15 protein-coding genes are annotated in these 21,367 nt (G+C 72.6%); 12 read left to right on the top strand and 3 right to left on the bottom strand.

Translation table 11 applies throughout. The features are described 5' to 3' along the window. Positions 1-149 precede the first annotated feature (149 nt). The gene (locus ACGFR7_RS08210) at positions 150-1,070 is read right to left on the bottom strand and encodes a sugar phosphate isomerase/epimerase family protein (protein WP_393314693.1); all 921 of its coding nucleotides are present in this window, start codon (positions 1,068-1,070) and stop codon (positions 150-152) included. Positions 1,071-1,464: 394 nt separating this feature from the next. On the opposite strand from ACGFR7_RS08210, the gene iolC reads away from it, so the two are divergent. From iolC to ACGFR7_RS08170, 8 genes are all read left to right on the top strand, one after another. Further along, a complete protein-coding gene (iolC, locus tag ACGFR7_RS08205; protein ID WP_393314690.1) occupies positions 1,465-2,457 on the top strand; it encodes a 5-dehydro-2-deoxygluconokinase in 993 nt (330 codons plus the stop codon). A 58-nt stretch (positions 2,458-2,515) separates the two neighbouring features. After that, complete coding sequence (locus ACGFR7_RS08200) at positions 2,516-3,403, top strand: deoxyribose-phosphate aldolase (protein WP_393314687.1); 888 nt, start codon at positions 2,516-2,518, stop codon at positions 3,401-3,403. Between the two features lie 151 nt (positions 3,404-3,554). After that, a complete protein-coding gene (iolB, locus tag ACGFR7_RS08195) occupies positions 3,555-4,529 on the top strand; it encodes a 5-deoxy-glucuronate isomerase (RefSeq protein WP_393314684.1) in 975 nt (324 codons plus the stop codon). After that, on the top strand, positions 4,526-6,409 hold the full coding sequence (gene iolD / locus ACGFR7_RS08190; RefSeq protein ID WP_393314681.1) for a 3D-(3,5/4)-trihydroxycyclohexane-1,2-dione acylhydrolase (decyclizing): 1,884 nt from the start codon (positions 4,526-4,528) through the stop codon (positions 6,407-6,409). Before iolB ends, iolD begins: the two co-directional genes overlap by 4 nt. Before the next feature lie 36 nt (positions 6,410-6,445). Further along, positions 6,446-7,939 carry a CoA-acylating methylmalonate-semialdehyde dehydrogenase gene (locus ACGFR7_RS08185; protein ID WP_393314679.1) on the top strand — a complete coding sequence of 498 codons (1,494 nt, stop codon included), beginning with the start codon at positions 6,446-6,448 and terminating at the stop codon, positions 7,937-7,939. Between the two features lie 131 nt (positions 7,940-8,070). Next, positions 8,071-9,219, top strand: coding sequence for a hypothetical protein (locus ACGFR7_RS08180; RefSeq protein WP_393314676.1), 1,149 nt, complete (start codon positions 8,071-8,073; stop codon positions 9,217-9,219). A 179-nt stretch (positions 9,220-9,398) separates the two neighbouring features. After that, on the top strand, positions 9,399-12,098 hold the full coding sequence (locus tag ACGFR7_RS08175; RefSeq protein WP_393314673.1) for an alpha/beta fold hydrolase: 2,700 nt from the start codon (positions 9,399-9,401) through the stop codon (positions 12,096-12,098). Continuing rightward, positions 12,095-12,955: an ABC transporter permease gene (locus ACGFR7_RS08170; RefSeq protein ID WP_393314670.1), complete on the top strand. Its 861-nt coding sequence runs from the start codon at positions 12,095-12,097 to the stop codon at positions 12,953-12,955. Before ACGFR7_RS08175 ends, ACGFR7_RS08170 begins: the two co-directional genes overlap by 4 nt. A gap of 90 nt (positions 12,956-13,045) precedes the next feature. Here ACGFR7_RS08170 and ACGFR7_RS08165 read toward each other — a convergent pair whose 3' ends face one another. Continuing rightward, positions 13,046-14,065: an alpha/beta hydrolase gene (locus tag ACGFR7_RS08165; RefSeq protein WP_393314667.1), complete on the bottom strand. Its 1,020-nt coding sequence runs from the start codon at positions 14,063-14,065 to the stop codon at positions 13,046-13,048. Positions 14,066-14,331: 266 nt separating this feature from the next. Here ACGFR7_RS08165 and ACGFR7_RS08160 point away from each other — a divergent pair, with 266 nt between their 5' ends. From ACGFR7_RS08160 to ACGFR7_RS08150, 3 genes are all read left to right on the top strand, one after another. Next, the gene (locus tag ACGFR7_RS08160) at positions 14,332-16,446 is read left to right on the top strand and encodes an FUSC family protein (protein ID WP_393314665.1); all 2,115 of its coding nucleotides are present in this window, start codon (positions 14,332-14,334) and stop codon (positions 16,444-16,446) included. A 141-nt stretch (positions 16,447-16,587) separates the two neighbouring features. Beyond that, the gene (locus ACGFR7_RS08155; protein WP_393314662.1) at positions 16,588-17,667 is read left to right on the top strand and encodes a rod shape-determining protein; all 1,080 of its coding nucleotides are present in this window, start codon (positions 16,588-16,590) and stop codon (positions 17,665-17,667) included. A 203-nt stretch (positions 17,668-17,870) separates the two neighbouring features. Then, on the top strand, positions 17,871-18,950 hold the full coding sequence (locus ACGFR7_RS08150; protein WP_393314659.1) for an alpha/beta fold hydrolase: 1,080 nt from the start codon (positions 17,871-17,873) through the stop codon (positions 18,948-18,950). On the opposite strand, the gene ACGFR7_RS08145 is transcribed toward ACGFR7_RS08150, so the two are convergent. Next, positions 18,947-19,735 (bottom strand): TetR/AcrR family transcriptional regulator, encoded by a 789-nt coding sequence (locus ACGFR7_RS08145; protein ID WP_393314656.1) that lies wholly within the window; start codon positions 19,733-19,735, stop codon positions 18,947-18,949. The genes ACGFR7_RS08150 and ACGFR7_RS08145 overlap by 4 nt on opposite strands. Positions 19,736-19,949: 214 nt before the next feature. Between ACGFR7_RS08145 and ACGFR7_RS08140 the strand changes: the two genes are divergently transcribed. Then, positions 19,950-21,308, top strand: coding sequence for an FAD-dependent monooxygenase (locus tag ACGFR7_RS08140; protein ID WP_393315356.1), 1,359 nt, complete (start codon positions 19,950-19,952; stop codon positions 21,306-21,308). Positions 21,309-21,367 lie beyond the last annotated feature (59 nt).

Raw genomic sequence — 21,367 nt, 5'->3', positions numbered from 1 at the left:
CGGGGTGTGAGGAGGCGTCGTGAGGCATACGCATGCGAGACATACCTGCAGAGGGCGCACGCCTCAAGCCGTCCGACCTCAAGCCGTCCGACCTCAAGCCGTCCGACCTCAAGCCGTCCGACCTCAAGGCGCCGCGCAGCGGGGAGGGCTCAGGCGCCGCAGGAGCGAAGGAAGCGGCGGGTGCGCTCGGCGATGGGGAACGGCTGGTCGGGCGGGCAGGGGTACATGTCCTGCTCGACGATGGCGAAGAGGTCGACATTCAGCTCCTGGGCCGCCTGCAGGACGGGCGGCAGCGCGGGCACGCCTAGCGGCGGTTCGCACATCACGCCCTGCTTGACGGCCGGGCCGAACGGGGTGCCCTTGGCGACGACCTCGCCGAGGATGTCCGGGTCGACCTGCTTGAGGTGGAGGTAGCCGATCCGCTCGCCGTAGGTGCGGATCAGCTTGACGCTGTCGCCGCCGCAGTAGGCGTAGTGGCCGGTGTCCAGGCAGAGGTTGACCAGGTCGGAGTCGGTGGCGTGCAGGAACCGCTCGACGTGTTCCTCGGTGTCGATATGGGTGTCGGCGTGCGGGTGGACGACGATGTCCAGCCCGAACTCGTCCCGTACGCGCTTGCCCAGCCGCTCCATGCCGGTGGTCAAGTGCTTCCACTGCTCCACGGTCAGCTCGCGCGGCTCGATCTCCTCGGCGGTCTTGTCGTCCCGCCAGAAGGACGGGATGACGACGAGGTGTCCCGCGCCCATTGCCTGGGTGAGCGTGGCGACCTCGGAGACGTGCGCCCAGGTCTTGTCCCATACGGACGGGCCGTGGTGCAGCGAGGTGAAGATCGTGCCGGCCGAGACCTGCAGGCTGCGGCGGGTGATCTCGTCGCGCAGGACGGCGGGGTCGGTGGGCAGGTAGCCGTAGGGGCCGAGCTCGATCCACTCGTAGCCGGCTTCGGCTACCTCGTCCAGGAAGCGCTGCCAGGGCACCTGCTGGTCGTCGGCGGGGAACCAGACTCCCCATGAGTCGGGTGCGGAACCGACGCGAAGGCGGTCCAGGACGGGCGGGGCGGCATGGGGAACGGACATGCTGCGGCTCTCCTCTCGCCGGTCGGCGGTGACCGGGAGGCGCTGGGGTGGGTCGTGGGGCACAGCCTCTCTGCCGCCCCGGGGAGTGTCAAGACTTCGTCCTGACATTAGGACTTAAGGACTTTGGTGCTTCGTGATGCTTCGCGCTGCTCCGGATCGCGTCGGGAGGGGGGTGTTTCCGGATCGCGTCGGGGGGTGCGTTCGGGGGGTGCCGCGCCATTGTGTCGGGGGTGCGTTCAGGGGGGCGCGCCTGCGCTCTTCCGGTCTCCAGGTCTCCTCTTCGACGTCAGTATGTAAGGACAAACTGTTGACAGGGTCTGACTCTCCCCGTTAGACCTTTCCTCAGAGCCGAACCCGCCGAATCCGCCGCGCCGGCCGACCCGAAGGGGCGCACATGACCGAGCCGTACGACCTGATCACCATGGGCCGCATCGGAGTCGACATCTACCCGCTGCAGACCGGTGTGCCGCTGACGCAGGTGGAGACGTTCGGGAAGTTCCTCGGTGGCTCGGCCACCAATGTGGCGGTCGCCGCGGCCCGGCTCGGCCGGCGGAGTGCGGTCATCAGCCGCACCGGAAGCGACCCGTTCGGCGACTACGTCCACCAGGCGCTGCGCGACTTCGGTGTGGACGACCGCTGGGTGACCCCTGTCGACGCCTATCCGACACCGGTCACCTTCTGCGAGATCTTCCCGCCGGACGACTTCCCGCTCTACTTCTACCGCCGTCCCAAGGCCCCCGACCTGGTCATCCGCCCCGAGGAACTGGACCAGGACGCCATCGTGGGCGCCCGGATCTTCTGGGTCACCGGCACGGGGCTGTGCGAGGAGCCCAGCCGCAGTGCCACCCTTGCCGCGCTGGAGGCGCGCGCCAGGACGGGGACGACCGTCTTCGACCTCGACTGGCGGCCGATGTTCTGGGGCGGCGAGGGCGGCGCCTCCGGGGACGGCGGCGCGAGCGGCGCCGCGGCGATGGCCACCGCCCGCCCGTATTACGAAGCCGCCCTGCGGCACGCCACGGTGGCGGTCGGCAACGTCGACGAGGCCGAGGTCGCCACCGGACTGCGCGATCCCAAGGCCTGCGCCCAGGCGCTGCTGGACATGGGTGTCGAACTCGCGGTCATCAAGCAGGGCCCCAAGGGTGTGCTCGCCGTGCACCGCGACGGCCGTACCGCCGAGGTTCCGCCGACCCCCGTCGAGGTCGTCAACGGCCTGGGCGCCGGCGACTCCTTCGGCGGCTCGCTCTGCCACGGCCTCCTGGCCGGGTGGGACCTGGAGCCGATGATGCGCTACGCCAACGCCGCCGGCGCGATCGTCGCCTCCCGTCTCGCCTGCTCGTCCGCGATGCCCACGGCCGACGAGGTCGACGCGTTCCTCGCGGGGCGGTGACCCCAGTGGCCGCAGCCGTCCCCGCCCCACCTGTGCACTCAAGAAGGTGAGTTGAGCCTTGAACCCTCGGATCAGTGACCTCGCGACGCTGCGGGCCCGGCACCCCGAAGCCGTCGCGGAGGCCGCCGCCCGCCGCACCCGTCGCCCGCTCATCGGCGACAGCGGCCGGCTGATGATCGTCGCGGCCGATCACCCGGCCCGCGGCGCGCTCGCCGTCGGAGACCGGCAGCTCGCCATGGCCAACCGCCTCGATCTGCTCGAACGCCTGGTCCTTGCGCTGTCCCGGCCCGGTGTGGACGGGGTGCTCGCCACCGCCGACATCCTGGAGGACCTGCTGCTGATCGGGGCCCTCGAGGGGAAGGTCGTGATGGGCTCCATGAACCGCGGCGGTATCGCCGGTGCCGCCTTCGAGATGGACGACCGGTTCACCGGACACCGCCCCCAGGACCTCGCCCGGCTCCGCTTCGACGCCGGCAAACTGCTGCTGCGCATCGACTACAGCGACCCCGGATCGCTGACCACCCTGGAGACCACCGCCCGTGCCATCGACGCCATGGCCGAGCGGCAACTGCCCGTCTTCGTCGAGCCGTTCCTCTCCTCCCGGATAGAAGGCGCGGTCCGCAACGACCTCAGCGCCGAGGCCGTCACCCGCTCGGTGGCCATCGCCTCCGGCCTCGGCGGCACCTCCGCCTACACCTGGCTGAAGCTGCCGGTCACCGACGACCCCGACGCCATGGCCCGGGTCTGCGAGACCACCACGCTGCCGACCGTGCTGCTCGGCGGCGATATCGGCAGCACCGTCCAGGATCAGGAAGCCGCTTACGAGAAGTGGCGCAAGGCGTTGCGGCTGCCGACGGTGCAGGGACTGGTCGTCGGCCGCTCCCTGCTCTACCCGGCCGACGGCGATGTCGCGGCGGCCGTGGACACCGCCGTCGGCCTGCTGTGACGACCGTCGCCGACCGCTGTGATCACCGCTGTGGGCCGACCTGAACACCGCCGTGGGCCGGATGCGACCACCGCCGTAGGCCGGCCCTGAACACCGGGACACCGCCGAAGGCCTGCTGTGAACACCGCGATTTCCGCAGGAGACTCGATATATGAGCACTGAATTCCACCTGAAGGCCGCAACGGCGGCCGACGGCCCGTACGCGCTGGACATCGATCCGAAGCGGGCGGGCTGGGGCTACTCCTCGCTGCGCGTCATCGACCTGCCGCCCGGTGGCCACCACTCCTTCGCCACCGGCGACAGCGAATGGATCGTGCTGCCGCTGTCCGGCGGCTGCACGGTGCTGACCGACAGCGGTGAGACCGATGAAAGGGGCAAGACCGGTCAGAGGGGCAAGACCGGTCAGCGGGGTGAGACCGATGAGAGGGGCGCGACCGGTGAGATGTTCGAACTGACCGGGCGGGAGAGCGTGTTCAGCGGGGTCAGCGATTTCGCGTACGTGCCGCGGGACGCCCATGTGCAGCTCGCGAGCGGCGCCGGCGGCCGTTTCGCGCTCACCGGCGCCCGCTGCGAGCGCCGTCTGCCCGCCCGCTACGGTGCCGCCTCCGATGTCCCCGTGGAGTTGCGAGGCACCGGCAACTGCTCGCGCCAGGTGAACAACTTCGGCGCCGCGGGCACCTTCGAGTGCGACCGGCTGATCGCGGTGGAAGTGCTCACCCCCGGCGGCAACTGGTCCTCCTATCCGCCGCACAAGCACGACGAGTGCCGCCCCGGCGAGGAGTCCGAGCTGGAGGAGATCTACTACTTCGAGGTCGAGGCCGCGCGCGGCACGGAAGGCGTCGGCTACCAGCGCGTCACCCCCTCGGGGCAGGGCCGTGGCACCGATGTCCTGGCCGAGGTCCGCAGCGGTGACGCGGTCCTGATCCCGGACGGCTGGCACGGCCCGTCGATCGCCGCGCCCGGCCACGCCCTGTACTACCTCAATGTGATGGCCGGGCCCGGCGAGAAGCGGGAGTGGCTGATCTGCGATCACCCGGACCACGGCTGGATCCGCGGCACCTGGCCCGACCAGCCCGTCGACCCCCGCCTCCCCCTCTACGAAGCGCCCGCAGGAGACGCCCGATGAATGCTCCGACGACCCGCCGGCTGACGGTCGCGCAGGCCCTGGTCGAGTTCCTGGCCCACCAGTACACCGAGCGGGACGGCCGCCGGCACCGCCTGATCAACGCCTGCTGGGGCATCTTCGGCCACGGCAATGTCGCCGGCATCGGCCAGGCCCTCCTGGAGTCCGGCGACGCGCTCCCCTATCTCCAGGGCCGCAACGAACAGGCCATGGTGCATGCCGCCGTCGGCTACGCCCGGCAGCGCGACCGGCTCGGCGCGCAGGCCGTCACCACCTCCATCGGCCCCGGCGCCACCAACCTCGTCACCGGCGCCGCCCTCGCCACCGTCAACCGCCTGCCCGTCCTGCTGCTGCCCGGTGACGTCTTCGCCACCCGGCCCGCCGACCCGGTCCTCCAGCAGCTCGAAGTCCCCTTCGCCGGCGATGTGTCGGTCAATGACGCGCTGCGCCCGGTCTCCCGCTACTTCGACCGGGTCACCCGGCCCGAGGCGCTGATCCCCGCGGCCCTGCAGGCCATGCGGGTGCTCGCCGACCCCGTCGACACCGGCGCCGTCACCCTCGCGCTGCCGCAGGACGTGCAGGCGGAGGCGTACGACTGGCCGGAGGAGTTCTTCGCCGACAGGGTCTGGCGCATTCCCCGGCCCGCCCCCGACGCCGACGCCCTCGCCGAGGCGGTACGTGCCCTGCGCGGTGCCCGCCGGCCCCTGGTCGTCGCGGGCGGCGGGGTCCACCACAGCGAGGCCGAGGACGCGCTGTGCGCCTTCGCCGACGCCACCGGCATCCCGGTCGCGTCCACCCAGGCCGGCAAGGGTTCGCTGCGCCACGATCACCCCGCCGACGTGGGCGGCATCGGCCACACCGGCACCGCCACCGCCGACGCCCTCGCCCGCGAGGCGGACCTGGTCCTCGGCGTCGGCACCCGCTTCACCGACTTCACCACCGCCTCCTCGACCCTCTTCGCGGCGCCCGGCGTCCGCTTCCTCAACCTCAATATCGCGTCCTTCGATGCCCATAAGCTCGGCGCGCTCTCCCTGGTCGCCGACGCCCGCGCCGGGCTGGAGGCGCTCACCAAGGAGCTGTCCGGCGTCCGCGTCGACGCGGAGTACGAGGCCTCCTACCGGGCGGCGAAGGCCGCCTGGGAGCGCCGGGTGGACGCCGCGTACGGCGCCGAGGACCCGTCGGTCCGGCCCTCGCAGACCCAGGTCCTCGGCGCCCTGGACGCCGTCGTGGACGACACCGACGTGATCATCAACGCGGCCGGTTCCCTCCCCGGTGACCTGCACAAACTCTGGCGTGCCCGGTCCCGCAGGCAGTACCACCTGGAGTACGGCTACTCCTGCATGGGCTACGAGATCCCGGCCGCGATCGGTGTCCGGCTCGCCGCCCCCGACCGGCCGGTGTGGGCGCTGGTCGGCGATGGTACGTATCTGATGAATCCCACCGAACTGGTCACCGCGGTCCAGGAGGGCATCAACATCAACGTCGTCCTCTTCCAGAACCACGGCTATGCCTCGATCGGCGGACTGTCCCAGGTCACGGGCGGTGAACGCTTCGGCACCGACTACCGCTTCCGCGCCGAGGACGGCACGTACACGGGTGCGCCGCTGCCGGTCGATCTCGCGGCCAACGCCGCCTCGCTGGGCATGCGGGTGCTCCGCGCGGCCACCGTCGGCGAGCTGCGTGCCGCGCTCACCGAGGCACGGGGCGCGAACCGGCCCACATGTGTCTATGTCGAGACCGAAACGGCCGACACTGTGCCGGGCGCGCCGGAGGCCCAGGCCTGGTGGGATGTTCCTGTTGCCGAGACCGCGACACGTCCGGCGGCGGTGGCTGCCCGTGAGGCGTACGACCGGCACACCGCCGGGCGCCGTCGCCACCTCTGACTCCGCTCGAAGTCGTCACCCAGAAAGGCCCTCCGCATGAAGACCATCAGCCACTGGATCGGCGGGAAGCCCGTCGAGGGCGTCTCCGGCAACTTCGGCCCGGTCTACAACCCGGCCACCGGCGCCCAGGAGAAGCAGGTCGCCTTCGCCTCGGTCGACGAGGTCGACGCCGCCGTCGGCGCGGCCAGGGAAGCCTTCAAGACCTGGGGCACCAGCTCTCTGGCCAAGCGCACCTCGGTGCTGTTCAAGTACCGCGAACTGCTCGACGCGCACCGCGAGGAGATCGCCCGGCTGATCACCGCCGAGCACGGCAAGGTGCACTCCGACGCGCTCGGCGAGGTCGCCCGCGGCCTGGAGATCGTCGAGCTGGCCTGCGGCATCCCCGAGAAGCTCAAGGGCGAGCTGTCCACCCAGGTCTCCACCCGTGTGGACGTGGCGTCGATCCGCCAGTCCCTCGGTGTGGTCGCCGGTATCACGCCGTTCAACTTCCCGGCGATGGTGCCGATGTGGATGTTCCCGATCGCCATCGCCTGCGGTAACACCTTCGTCCTCAAGCCGAGCGAGAAGGTGCCCAGCGCCGCGTTCAAGCTCGCCGAGCTGGCCGCCGAGGCGGGGCTGCCGGACGGGGTGCTGAATGTCGTCAACGGCGACAAGGTGGCTGTCGACGCCATCCTGGAGCACCCGGACATCGCCGCGGTCTCCTTCGTCGGCTCCACGCCCATCGCCCGCTACATCCACACCACCGGCACCGCCAACGGCAAGCGCGTCCAGGCGCTGGGCGGCGCCAAGAACCACATGCTGGTCCTGCCGGACGCCGACCTCGACCTGGCCGCGGACTCCGCGATCAACGCCGCGTACGGCTCGGCGGGCGAGCGCTGCATGGCGATCTCCGTAGTGGTGGCCGTCGGCGAGACCGCCGACCCGCTGATCGGCAAGATCAAGGAGCGCGCCGACCGGCTGCGGATCGGCCCCGGCGACGACCCGGCCTCCGAGATGGGCCCGCTGATCACCAAGGTCCACCGCGACAAGGTCGCCTCGTACGTCTCGGGCGCCGCGGCCCAGGGTGCCGATGTCGTCATCGACGGCACGGGGTTCACCGTCGAGGGCTACGAGGACGGTCACTGGCTCGGCATCTCCCTCCTGGACAACGTCACGCCGGAGATGGACGCCTACCGCGACGAGATCTTCGGCCCGGTGCTGGCCGTGGTCCGCGTCGAGACCTACGACGAGGCCATCGCGCTGATGAACAACTCGCCGTGGGGCAACGGCACCGCGATCTTCACCCGGGACGGCGGCGCGGCCCGCCGCTTCCAGCTGGAGGTCGAGGCCGGCATGGTCGGCGTGAACGTGCCGATCCCGGTGCCGGTGGGCTACCACTCCTTCGGCGGCTGGAAGGACTCGCTCTTCGGCGACCACCACATCTACGGCAACGACGGGGTGCACTTCTACACCCGCGGCAAGGTCGTCACCACCCGCTGGCCCGACCCGTCCGACGGCGGTATCAACCTGGGCTTCCCCAGCAACCACTGAGGGACGTTCCGGCGGACCCATGGACGGGTTCGGCGAAGGACCCCCTGCCGGCCCCCACCGGCAGGGGGTTCCGTCGCAGCGGCGTTGCTACGGTGCTCCCTCGCCGAGCATCGACACCACCGGGGGACGAAATGCCGCAATCCATGGCGCTCGCCAAGGGCGCCCGTATCACCGGCGGAGTTTTCTGCCTGTTGTTCTTCCTGTTCACGGCCTACTGGCTGGCCGTGGACCTCAGCGAGTTCGGCATCGACGGCCTGTGGGAGGCATGGGCGCGTCAGCGCGCCGGCACGAACCAGGCCACCGCCCCCTTCCATGCCGGCCTCGCCGCGGTCCAGTTGGCGGCGGTCATCGCGGCCTTCGCCGGCCGGCGGGTGGCCGGCGGACTGCTGGCCGTCGCCACCACCGTCACCTTCGCCACCGCCCTGCAGGCCGCCCTCAGCACCGGCCTCCACACCAGCGACAACCGCTGGTACCTGCATGCCGACACCGACTCCACGACCTTCGAGGGCGTTTTCGTCAGCAGCGTGTGTCTGCTCCTGCTGTCGTTCGTCGCCTGCCTCGTGCTGCTCGCCGGTATGCGCGCCTGGCCGCGCCGTACCCCCACCGACCCGCCGATGCGCCCGGCCCGGACGGCCGGCCTGGCGGCCGGGGGGGTGCTCGGCGTGATGGTGCTGTGGAACCTGGTCTGGCAGGGCTACATCCTGGTGCAGAGCGACACCGCTTCCCTTCCGATGTTCTACCTCGGCAAGGGCATCCTCAGCGTGCTGCTGAGCATGGCTCCCGGCTGGTCCGCCCTGGTCTTCCTCGTGCTGACCGCGGTGGCCGCGCTGAGCAGCCTGATGCGCGGCGCCGCGGCCCGCGGCCTGGCCTTCGGGCTGGCGATCGTGGCGCTGCCCGGGGCACTGGTGACGGTGATCGCGCTGGCCGGCAACGGCACCCTCTTCGAGATAAGCGACTCCACGCCGGGCCTGAGCGTCATCGGTGACATCGGGCTGCTGCTCGACCTGTTCGGCTCGGCGGCGCTGCTCGTCCTGATGGGCCGTGGCGAGCCGGTCGCCCCCGCCTGGTTCGCGCCGGCGCCGGGCCCGCGGTTCGCGGCGCCGGGCTTTGCGGCGCCTGCCGGGCCGCCGGCCCCGCCGCCCGGCCCGCCGTCCTGGCAGCCGCCCGCCGGTCCGGTGCCCCCGGTCAGCGGCCCGCCGATGCCGCCGCCCGGTGCCCCGCCGGCGGTGCCGGGCACCCCGCCGCCCCCGCAGGGCGGGTTCGGGCCGCCGCAGTACTGAGGGACGGGCCACGCTCCCGGACCGGCCGGCGGGCGGAGCGCAGGGCCCGCGGGGCAGCGGCTCAGCCGTTGCCGTACCGCAGGCGCGGTACAAAAGCGCGAACCCTACTCCCCGGGGAGGCCGCGGGGGTCAGCCCGGGGTACCGGCCGCCCGCCGCGGCCCGTACCTAGGATTCACGTATGGATCTCCGAGGACTCAGAGTGCGCACCCGCCGCCTGTACGCCGCGGCGGGTGCGCTGGCCGTCCTCATAGGAGGCGGCACCTGGGCGGCCGCCTCCTCGGACGCCGCGCCCGCCGTCCACCGTGCGGACCGGGTGATGACGATGCCCGACCGTCCTGGCGGCAAGAAGGAGGTGCGGATCGACACCTCCTTCTTCACGGCGGGGCCCGCCGCGCGGCGGCGGCCCGCCGTCCTGCTCGCCCACGGCTTCGGTGCCACCAAGGACACCCTCCGCCCCCAGGCCGAGAAGCTGGCCCGGGACGGGTACGCCGTACTGACCTGGTCGGCGCGCGGCTTCGGCAGGTCCACCGGCAAGATCGGGCTCAACGACCCGCACGGCGAGGTCGCCGACGTCCGCCGGCTGATCGACTGGCTGGCCAAGCGCCCCGAAGTCCGGCTCGACAAGGCCGGCGACCCCCGGGTGGGCGTCGCCGGCGGCTCCTACGGCGGCGCGATCTCGCTGCTGGCGGCCGGCTACGACCGGCGCGTGGACGCCATCGCCCCGCAGATCACCTACTGGAACCTCGCCGACGCCCTCTTCCCCCACGGGGTCTTCAAGAAGCTGTGGGCGGGGATCTTCTTCACCACCGGCCCCACGGGCACCACCGGCTCGCCGACCGCCGCCCCCTCGGCGCCCGGCGGCTGCGTCCGCTTCGAGCCGGAGGTGTGCCGGACGTACGAGCGGGTCGCCGAGAAGGGCAGGCCGGACGAGGCGGCCCGCCGGCTCCTGGAGTCCCGCAGCCCGGCCGCCGTCGGGGACCGCATCAAGGTGCCGACCCTGATCATGCAGGGCCAGACCGATTCGCTGTTCACGCTCGACCAGGCCGACGCCATGCACCGGGCGATCCGCAAGAACGGCGCGCCGTCCGAGGTGGACTGGATCGCCGGCGGGCACGACGGCGGGGACCGGGAGCTCGGCCGTCTCGAAGCCCGGACGAAGGACTGGTTCGACCGCTATCTGAAGGGTGACCGGCACGCCGCTACCGGGCCCGCGTTCCGGATCAGCCGCGCCGGGGGAGTGGACTCCACCGACGGCGCGGCGCGGCTGCGCGGCGCGAGCGGGGGCAGCTACCCCGGCCTGGACAACGATCCCCGGCGGGTCCGCCTCGCGGGCCGCGCCCAGACGTTCAGCAACCCGGCCGGTGCCGGACCGCCCGCGATCTCCGCGGTGCCCGGTGTCGGCGCGCTCGGCAACCTCTCCTCGCTGGGCGCCGGCGGCCTGTCCGTGGACTTCCCCGGCCAGTACGCGGCCTTCGCCTCGGCGCCGCTGCGCACCCCCCTCCACCTCACCGGCAGCCCCACCGCCACCGTGCACGTGCGCTCCAGCTCCCGGGACGCGGTGTTCTTCGCCAAGGTCTACGACGTCGCCCCGGACGGCCGCCGCCAGGTCCTGCCGTCCCAGCTCGTGACGCCCTACCGGGTCAAGGACGCCCGCGACGGCAGGACCGTGCACCTGCACCTGCCCGCCGTCGACCACGAGCTCGCGGCCGGCCACCGGCTGCGGCTGGTGCTCTCCGCCACCGACCTCGGCTATGCCTCGCCGTCCGAGCCCGCCACCTACCACGTCTCGCTGCAGGGCGGCGCCCTGAGCGTGCCCACCGCGCCTCAGGTGCGCAGCGCGCCCGCCCCGCTGCCCGCCTGGACCTGGCAGCTGCCCGCCGCGGCCGCCGTGGTGGCCGCGCTGCTGCTGCTCACCGCCCGCCGCAGGGCCGCGGCGCCCGCCCCCGATCCGGCGCTCGCCGAGGTCCCGCTGCAGATCAGCGACCTGAGCAAGCGCTACGCCAAGTCCGCCGACCGGTATGCCGTCCAGGACCTCACCTTCCGGGTCGACAAGGGGCAGGTGCTCGGCCTGCTGGGGCCCAACGGTGCCGGCAAGACGACCACTCTGCGCATGCTGATGGGGCTGATCCGGCCCGACGAGGGGGAGATCAGGGTCTTCGGGCAGGCCGTCCGGCCGGGCGCCGAGGTGCTGTCCCGGGTCGGGGCGTTCGTCGAGGGCGCCGGCTTCCTGCCGCATCTGTCCGGCCGCGCCAACCTGGAGCTGTACTGGCAGGCCACCGGCCGGCCCGCCGCCGACGCGCACCTCGACGAGGCCCTGGAGATCGCCGGTCTCGGTGACGCCCTGCAGCGTGCCGTACGCACCTACTCCCAGGGCATGCGGCAGCGGCTCGCGATCGCCCAGGCCATGCTCGGGCTGCCGGATCTGCTGATCCTCGACGAGCCGACCAACGGGCTCGACCCGCCGCAGATCCGTGCGATGCGCGAGGTGCTGATCCGCTACGCCGCCGCCGGACGCACCGTCATCGTCTCCAGCCATCTGCTGTCCGAGGTCGAACAGAGCTGTACGCACCTGGTCGTGATGGACCGCGGGCGGCTGGTGCGGTCCGGTCCGGTCGCCGAGATCACCGGCTCCGGTGACACGGTGCTGATCGGTGTCGCGGAGGCGGTCGGCGACGCCGTGGTGGAGAAGGTGGCCGCACTGCCGGGTGTGGTCTCGGCCGTGCGTGCCGAGGGGGGCCTGCTCGTGCAGCTGGGCGGGGACCTCACCATCACCCGGCTGCTCACCGAACTGCTCCGGCTGGAGGTCGCGGTGGACCGCGTCGGACCGCACCGCCGCCTGGAGGACGCCTTCCTCACCCTGATCGGAGGTGACCGATGACCGCGCACACCACGGCGCGGGCGCCGGGTTACCGTCCGCGCCGCACCCTCCCGCTGCGCGTCGAGGCACGCCGCCAGCTGCGGCGGCGCCGCACCCTGGTGATCGCCGCCGTCCTGGCGCTGCTGCCCCTCGTGCTGGTGGCGGCGTTCGCGATCGGCGGCGACCCGCACGGCCGCGGCAACGGCCGGATCACCCTGATGGACAGCGCCACCGCGTCCGGCGCCAACTTCGCCGCCACCGCCCTGTTCGTCTCCGCGGGCTTTGTGCTGGTGGTCCCGGTGGCCCTGTTCTGCGGTGACACGGTGGCGTCCGAGGCGAGCTGGTCCTCGCTGCGCTATCTGCTGGCCGCGCCGGTCCCACGGGCCCGGCTGCTGCTGAGCAAGCTCACCGTCGGGCTGCTGTTCAGCGCCGCCGCGATGCTGCTGCTGCCGCTGGTGGCGTTGGGCGTGGGCACCGCGGCGTACGGCTGGGGCCCGCTGCAACTGCCCGCCGGCGGCGCGCTGTCGGCGCAGGAGGCGCTGCCGCGGCTGGCGGTGGTGGTCGGCTACCTCTTCGTCAGCCAGCTGGTCACCGCGGCCCTGGCGTTCTGGCTGTCGACGGTGACCGACGCGCCGCTGGGCGCGGTCGGCGGCGCCGTCGGGCTGACCATCGTCGGCAATGTCCTCGACCAGGTCACCGCCCTGGGCACCTGGCGCCAGGTGCTGCCCGCCCACTGGCAGTACTCCTGGGCGGACGCGCTGCAGCCCAGGATGGAGTGGTCCGGGATGATCCAGGGCTCGGCGGTCTCGGTGGCGTATGCGCTGGTGCTGGGCGCGCTGGCGTTCCGGGGGTTCGCGCGCAAGGACGTGGTGTCGTGACGACGGCGTGAGGGCACGGCCGGAGGGGGACGGCGTGGCGAGGGGCCAGGCGGTGGGGGGAGGCAGCTCCCTCACCGCCCGTGGGCCCTGTCAGGCGGTCGGCCCCTGCATCCGGGCACTGACCCAGCGCATCGTGCCCTCGCCCAGGCCCTGCACATAAGTCTCCGCGCTGTGCGTGCCGCCCGGCACGATCTGCAGGCGGGTGCGTACCGGCCCGTGCCCGTAGCGCGCGATGAACCTCCGCACCTTCGGCAGCACCGTGTGCTCCTGGGAGCCGTCCTGGAAGGCGAGGTAGACGGGCGGTCCGCCGCGCGCCATCAGCCGGCGGGCCAGCACCTCCGGGTTGTTCTCCCGCTCCGCCTCGGGGTGGCCGTTCCACAGCGGTGAGTCGGGCACGATGTCCGGTCCGTTGGGTATCGCCACCTTGAAGGTGTCCGGGTGCTGGAGCACGTTCTTCAGGGCCGCGAACCCGCCCGAGGAGGAGCCCATGATGGCCCAGGCGTCGCGGGTCTTGAGGGTGCGGAAGTTCTGGCGTACGAGATCGGGCACGTCCTGGCTGAGCCAGGTGCCGATCTTCGGCCGGCCCGGTATGTCGCTGCCGTCGTAGTACTGCTTGTCATTGGGGTTGAGCACCGGCATGACGACGATGAAGGGCAGGCTGCTGCCGTTCTTGGACCACTGGGCAAGGCTCTCCTGGAGTTTGAGGTCGGAGCCGATCCAGTAGTTGTTGGGGAAGCCGTACGCGCCGGGCAGCGCCTCCATCACCGGGAAGCCTTTGTTCGCGTTCCGCTTCTCGTAGTACTCCGGCGGTGCCCATACCCACACCTTCCCGGTGAAGCCGGACTTGGGGCCGTGCAGGGTGGTCACGCCTATCGGGGTGTTCTCGCCGGCCCCGCCGACCCGGCTCTCCTCCTCGAAGCTGATCGGACGCGTGGGCCACTGCACCAGCGACCGTTTTCCCGGAGGCTTGGCATGCAGCGCGGCGCCCGCCCGGGAGCCGCCGAACCGTAGGGGAGAGGCCTGGGTGGCGCCGCTGCCGCAGCCGGACGTACCGACGAGGACGGTCAGGGTGATCAGCGTGATCACCGCGGGGAACAGGGCTTTGCGCACGGGGCCTTCTCCTTGCCGGCATCCGGGAGCTGTCCCCGGCTGGCCAGCAAGAGGGGGAGGTGCGGGCCCGGGTTTCCCTTCCGGGGTGTCGGTTTGCTCGCACCGCCCGGCGGAATCCGGGCATCCCCTTCGTGACCTGGGACGATTTACGCAGGCAGGGCGGCTGGTTTACCGGGATTTTCCCGGTGGCGGGGCAGTGGGACGCGCGGCACCACGCCTGCTCACCGTGGCCCGGAACGTCCGTCTTAGGCCCGTATCCTCTCGCTATGACCTGGTCGCGTGCGCTCAAGGAAGCGGCTCGTTCGGGGCTGACCATCGAGCGGACCAAGCTCACCCCGCTGATCGCCCTCCGCGGCGCGGCCGGCGTCGCCCTCGTCATCGGCCTGTGCCTGTGGCGCGGCGACCCGACCCTCGCGGTCTCCTCCGCCTTCGGCGCGTACGCCTCCGGGATCGTCACCTTCCAGCGCAGCATGCGGCCGCGCCCGGTGCTCGCGCTCGCCGTCGCCGGTGCGCTGGCGGTCTCCACCTTCCTCGGCTATCTGGCCGCAGCGCGTCTCGTCTCCTTCGTCCTGCTCCTGGCCGGCTGGACCCTGCTGGCCGGGATGGCCTGGGCGATCGGGCCGGTCGCCGGGCTGATCGGCACCCAGACCGTGGCGATCATGCTGGTCACCGTCACCCTGCCGACGTCCGTCCTCGGCGCGCTGGAACACGCCGCCCTGATGTTCTTCGGCGGCCTCGTCCAGGCCACCCTCATCGTGGTCCTCCCGGTCCGGCCCTGGGGCGTCCAGCGCGACGCGCTCGCCGACGCCCTGGCCGACGAGGCGGACTACGCCCGGCGGCTGCGGCACGACCCGGTCGCCCCGTTCGACCCGTCGCCCCTGATGGACGCCCGGCTCGCCTCCGCCATCACCCCCCGTCAGGCCAGGCGCCGCCCCGTACAGCTGCACGGTCCCCGGGGGCTTGCCGAACGGGTCCGGCCGGTCCTCGCCTCCCTCGCCGACCCGGTCGTCGGCGCCCCTCTGGAAGGGCCCGAGCGCGACCGGGCCCGTGATCTGCTGGGGGCCGCGGCCACCGTCCTGGACGCCGTCGCCCACGCGGTACGGCACGCCAGACCGGTCCGGCTGCCTCCGGAGGCGATGGCCGTCCTCGAAGTGCCCGCCACCGGCCCGATGCTCCACGGGGCTGCCCGCCGCTCCGCCTACCGCCTGATCTCGCTGCTCGCCGACGCCGTCGAGCTCACCGACGAGCCGGTCCGCTCCACCCGCCCCACCACCGAGGCCGAACGCGGCCATCTGCTGCGCCCCAGCGTCCCCCGCCTGGTGCCCGGCGCGCTGCGCTCCCTGCACCGCGAGGCCCGCTGGTCCTCGCACGTCCTCCGGCACGCCCTGCGGGTCTGTGCGGTCGCCTCCGCCGGCTATCTGCTGGGCACCGTGCTCCCGTTCGGCCACGGCTACTGGGCGCCGCTGGCCTCCGTCATGGTGATGCGCCCCGACTTCGCCCAGACCTACTCCCGCGGTATCGCCCGTTTCATCGGCACCTTCGCCGGTGTCACCGTCGCGGGCGCGCTGATGGCCCTGGCGCACCCGGGCAGCTATGTCAGCGGCGGACTCGCCGTGGTCAGTGTGGGGCTGATGTACCTGCTGATGCGCACCGGCGTCTCGGTGACCTCGGCGTGCGGGGCCGCGTACGTCGTCTTCCTGCTCGGCCTCGCCGGGGCGGGCTGGGAACAGACCGTCCAGGAACGGGTGGTGCTCACCCTCCTGGGCGGACTGCTCGCGATGCTGTCGTACGCGCTGTTCCCCGCCTGGGAGACCCCCAAGCTCCGCGACCGGCTCGCCGCGTGGCTGGAGGCCAACGGGCGCTACGCGCTGGCCGTGTTCGACCTCTACGCCACGCCCGCCGAACGCCGCCCCCGGCAGATCCGCGACGCCCTGCTGGACTCCCGCGCGGCCCGCGCGGCCTGGGAGGAGAGCGAGGCCCGCGCCGAGAAGGAACCCGTGCGCCACCGCGGACTGTCCCGCGCCTCGGCGAAGGCGGCCGGCGCCGCCCTCGCCACGATGGGCCGGGTCACCATGATCCTGGAGGTCCACCTCCCCGAACGCGATGCCGCGGCCTCACCCGGTGCCACCGCCTTCGCCTTCGAACTGCGCGCCTGCCTGGAGGAGGCCACCCGCGCGGTGCGGGAGCGGGACGAATTGAACTGGAGCGACCTGCGGGCCGTATGGGAGAGGTGGGACGCGGAGGACGAGAGCCGTGGTGTCGCCCTGCGCGTCGCGGACCTGCAGCTCGACGCCCTCGACGACCTGGCGGAGGCGCTGTCGCGGGAGCCGCGTGCGGATGACGGGGCGGACCAGGACGCCCGGGACGGCGGCAGCCGGTGAGGGCGGTGTGAGGGAACCATTGCGGGCCCCCGGTAGTCTTATTGATTGCCCGCAATGAACGCCATTGCTCGCCCATGGGGTTGTCTGCGGCGCAATGCCCCAGGATCCCCACTCCGTCGCGAGAGAGCACACGAACCCCCCATGGCGTCCAGCACTTCGTCCGGAACGTACGACATAGGCATCGACCTCGGCACGGCCAACACCCTGGTGTACGCCCGCGGCAAGGGCGTGGTGCTGAACGAACCGTCCGTCGTCGCGGTCAACGCCGCCGGCGAGGTGATCGCCGTGGGCGCGGACGCCAAGCGGACCATCGGCCGTACGCCCTCCGGGATCACCGCGATGCGCCCCCTGCGGGACGGCGTCATCGCCGACTTCGACGCCGCCGAGCGGATGCTGCGCGCCCTGATGAAGAAGGCCCTGCCCAGCCGCCGGTTCTCCCGGCCGCGGGTGGTCATCTGCGTCCCCTCCGGTGTCACCGGCGTCGAGCGGCGCGCGGTCATCGACTCCGCCCGGGGGGCCGGCGCCCGCGAAGTGCACCTCATCGAGGAGCCGATGGCCGCCGCGATCGGCGCCGGCCTTCCCGTGGACGAGCCGGTCGGCTGCATGGTGGTGGACATCGGCGGCGGGACGACCGAGGTCGCCGTCATCTCCATGGGCGGGCTGGTCACCGCCCAGTCCGTACGGGTCGCCGGCGACGCCCTGGACGCCGCCGTCGCCGCCCACATCAAGAAGCAGCACTCCCTGGCCATCGGCGAGCGCACCGCGGAGGACATCAAGATCGCGATCGGCTCGGCGGTCTGGACCCCGGTCGGCATCGACGAGGACGGCGCACCCGACCGCCCCTTCTCCTACACGGTCCGCGGGCGCGACCACATCAGCGGCCTGCCCCGGGTCCAGGAGATCAGCGAGGAGGAGATCCGCGGCGCGCTGGCCGAACCGGTCGAGGCGATCGTCCGCGCCGTCCACCGCACCCTCGACGAATGCCCCCCGGAGCTGTCCGGCGACATCGTCGAGCGCGGGATCGCCCTGACCGGCGGCGGCGCCCTGCTCCGCGGTCTGGACCAGCGGCTGCGCGAGGAGATGGGCGTCCCCGTGACGGTCGCCGACCAGCCCCTGGACTGCGTGGTCAACGGCACCGCGAAGTGCGTCGACGAATTCGCGTCCCTGCACGGCGTGTTGACGGGCGCCAAGGAACAACCGCGGCGGACGGTGCGGTTGTAGGGAGCGGAAGAGGGCGCCGGGCCCGCGTCTGGACGGTTTGCGGAACCGGCAAGATTCCTCGCGTGCGCGGTGCGGGCACCGCCATGATCGTGGGGAGCGGTCGCGGGGACCGCGGGCCGCGCCGGTCCATGGCCCCGCGCCCCGTGCCGTCGCCCGCAGGCCACCGCCACCACCGGCGCCCCCGAACTCCTCAAGGAGGACGTATGCCGCAGTCCGCCAAGACCCCGTCCACACCGCCCGCTTCCCCGGGCGCTCCGGCCCCGCAGCCGCCCGCCGGCCTGCCGGAGGCGGCCCACCGCTCGGTGGAGGTCCCCGGCGGCCGCATCCACCTCGTGGAGCAGGGCAGCGGCCCCCTCGTCCTCATGGTCCACGGCTTCCCCGAGTCGTGGTACTCCTGGCGCCACCAGCTCCCCGCGCTCGCCGCGGCGGGCTACCGTGCGGTCGCCATCGACGTGCGGGGTTACGGGCGTTCCTCGAAACCCCGTGACGTGGCCGCCTACCGGATGCTGGCCCATGTCGCCGACAACGTCGCGGTGGTGCGCGCCCTCGGCGAGGAGACCGCGACCATCGTGGGCCACGACTGGGGCTCGCCCATCGCCGCCAACACGGCGCTGCTGCGGCCCGACCTCTTCACCTCGGCGGCGCTGCTGAGCGTGCCGTACGCGCCCCGCGGCGGGACCCGGCCCACCGAGGGCTTCGCGCGGCTCGGCGGCCCCGGGGAGTTCTACGTCAGCTACTTCCAGGAGCCGGGCCGGGCGGAGTCGGAGATCGACCCCGATGTCCGCGGCTGGCTCGCCGGGTTCTACGCGGTGGCCTCGGGCGATGCCGAGCCGCCGTCCGGCGGGGACCACGTCGGAGGGTTTTCGGTCCGGCCTGGCGGCAAACTGTCCGACCGCTTCCCCGCCGACAACCCCCTGCCCCTGCCCTGGCTCACCGACGCCGATCTCGACTTCTACGCGGGCGAGTTCGAGCGCACCGGCCTGACCGGCGGGCTCAACCGCTACCGCAACGTCGACCGGGACTGGGAGGACCTTGCCGCCTGGGACGGGGCGCCGCTGCGGCAGCCGTCCCTCTTCATCGGCGGGGAGCGCGACGCCCCCACCAACTGGATGGCCGACGCCATCAAGGCCTTCCCGCAGACCCTCCCCGGCCTGTCCGCCTCCCACATCCTGGAAGGCTGCGGTCACTGGGTCCAGCAGGAACGCGCCGAGGAGGTCAACCAGATCCTCCTCGACTGGCTGGGATCCCTGCCGGCGAAGCCCGCCGCGCGACCGGCTTCCTAAGCGCCGCCCCGCGCCCTGCTCATATAGGCCTCCAGGCCGTCCAGGATCCGCTCCAGGCCGAACTCCCCTGCCTGGTCGCGGGACGTGGTGCCGGTGTCGGCGACGGCCGCGGCGAGCGCGGGAAAACGGTCGGCGCGGCCGGGGCGGCCGGCGAGCAGTTCGTTCAGAGCGGCGCTCATGACCTCTTCCGGCCCCTTGGCCCGCGCGCTGCCCAGCCCCATCGAGGCCGACACCTGGGCGATGGTCCGGATGTGGCCGTGCACCACGACCACGGCGTCGAGTTGTTCGCCGCCGGTCAGGCCGGTGTCCGCGAACGCGGCGAGGGCGCGCTCGGTCCAGCCGAGTTCGTGAGGGCCCATGACGCGGGGGCCGACGGCCGCGTCCAGCAGCCAGGGGTGCCGGTGGTAGACCGCCGCAAGCGCCTGCGCCCAGGAGCGCAGCGCCACCCGCCACCCCGGGCGGTCGTCCTGGCCGGGGCCGGCGGGTGCAGCCGTGCCCGGCGGCTCCCCCATCGCCGTATCGATCATCAGGGCGACCAGTTCGCTCTTTCCCGGCACATAGCGGTACAAGGACATCTTGGTGAAGTCCAGTTCGGCCGCGACCCGTTGCATGGAGACCGCCCCGAGCCCGCCGGCGTCGGCGAGGGCCATCGCCGTACGCGTGATCCGCTCCAGGCTCAGCGCCGGCTTGGGGCCCCGGCTGGGCCGCTCCCGCCCGCCCCACAGCAGCTCGACGCTGCCCGCCTGGTCTCCGAACACGCTGCGCCTGCCGCCGTCTCCCGCCATCCCCGCATCCTAAAACTGTGTCCGGGGTATACAGAACAGTGTCCGCCGGATACAGTTTCTTTTATCGGTACGACGGACCGGCTCGACGGGGGAGTGTGCGATGCCATACGAGATGGCGTACGAGACGACGTGCGCGAAGGCGTACGAGGGGACGTACCAGAATACGGGCGAAGCGACAGCGGGGCGCGAGGGGGCGGCTCGGCCGGACCACCGGATGCGGGAGCGGCGAACGACCCCGCCGGGGCGCTCCGTTCTGATCTCCGGCGCCAGCGTGGCGGGCCCGGCCCTGGCCTACTGGCTCGGCCGCTACGGTTTCAGGACCACCGTGGTCGAGGTGGCTCCCGCCCTGCGCGGCGGCGGCTTCGCGGTCGACTTCCGCGGGGCGGCGCAGCTGACGGTCCTGGAGCGCATGGGCGTCCTGGAGGACATCAGGGCCCACAGCACGGGCGGCGGAGACCCCCTCACCTTCATCGACGGGCAGGGGCGTCCGCTGGCCGCGATGCCTCCCGAATTCAGCGGCGGTGAGGTCGAGATACTCCGCTCGGAGCTGTCCCGCATCCTTCACCGGCACAGCCTGACCCCGCCCGGCGCCCACCACGCTCCCGGCGCCCACCACGCTCCCGGCACCCACCACGCTCCCGGCACCCACCACACCCATCACGCTCCCGGCAGCCCGCCCGGGGGCCCGGTCACGCCCGAGTACCTTTTCGGGGATTCCCTTTCCGCCGTCAGCCAGACCGCCGACGGCGTCCATGTCACCTTCGAGCGGGGCGCGCCGCGCACCTTCGACCTGGTGATCGGCGCCGACGGTCTGCACTCCACCGTGCGCCGGCTCGCCTTCGGCCCCGAACGGGACTTCGTCCGGCACCTCGGCTACTACGTCGCCGCCTGGGACCTGCCCGAAGACGCCGGAGACCTGGGCACCCGCCCGGTCGGCTACGGCGAACCCGGCCGCCTGGCAACCGTCGGCCGTACACCCCGCCGCAGCGGGGAACGGGGTTACGCGGGCGAAGCCTTCTGCGTCTTCGCCTCCGAGGAGGAGCTGATATCCGACCGGCGCGACCCCCGCGCCCGGAAGCAGGCGATAGCCCGGGCCTACGAAGGCGCCGGCTGGCGGACGCCGGAACTCATCGCCACGCTCGGGCAGGCCGATGACGTCTACTTCGACTCCATCAGCCGCGCCGATGTACCGAGATGGTCCACGGGCCGCATCGCGCTCGTCGGGGACGCCGCCCACGGCGCCACCGTCGGCGGCATGGGCACCGGCTCCGCGATCATCGGCGCCTACGTCCTCGCCGGAGAACTCGCCCTCGCCGGGGGCGACCACACCGCGGCCTTCGCCCGCTATGAACGCACGCTGCGCCCCTATGTGACCCGGTGCCAGCAGGGCGGGCGCGGCGCCGGTGAGTTCCTGGCCCCGGCCACCCAGGAAGCCATCGACGCCCGCAACGCCGCACTGAACTCCCCGGCCGCCGTCGCCGCCATGCTGCAACAGGGCCACGACATCTCCGCGGCCCTCGCACTGGACGACTACCCCGCACTGGTCGCCGCCGGGGGCCGCGCCCGGTGGTGAAATTCCCGGCTTCGCGCTGAGCCGAACGGGTGCTCCGGCGTCAACGCGATTGTCCGGCA

Source organism: Streptomyces sp. NPDC048516, assembly GCF_043199875.1.
In the GTDB taxonomy this organism is placed as follows: Bacteria; Actinomycetota; Actinomycetes; order Streptomycetales; family Streptomycetaceae; genus Streptomyces.
This window is presented reverse-complemented; position numbering and strand designations above follow the sequence as displayed.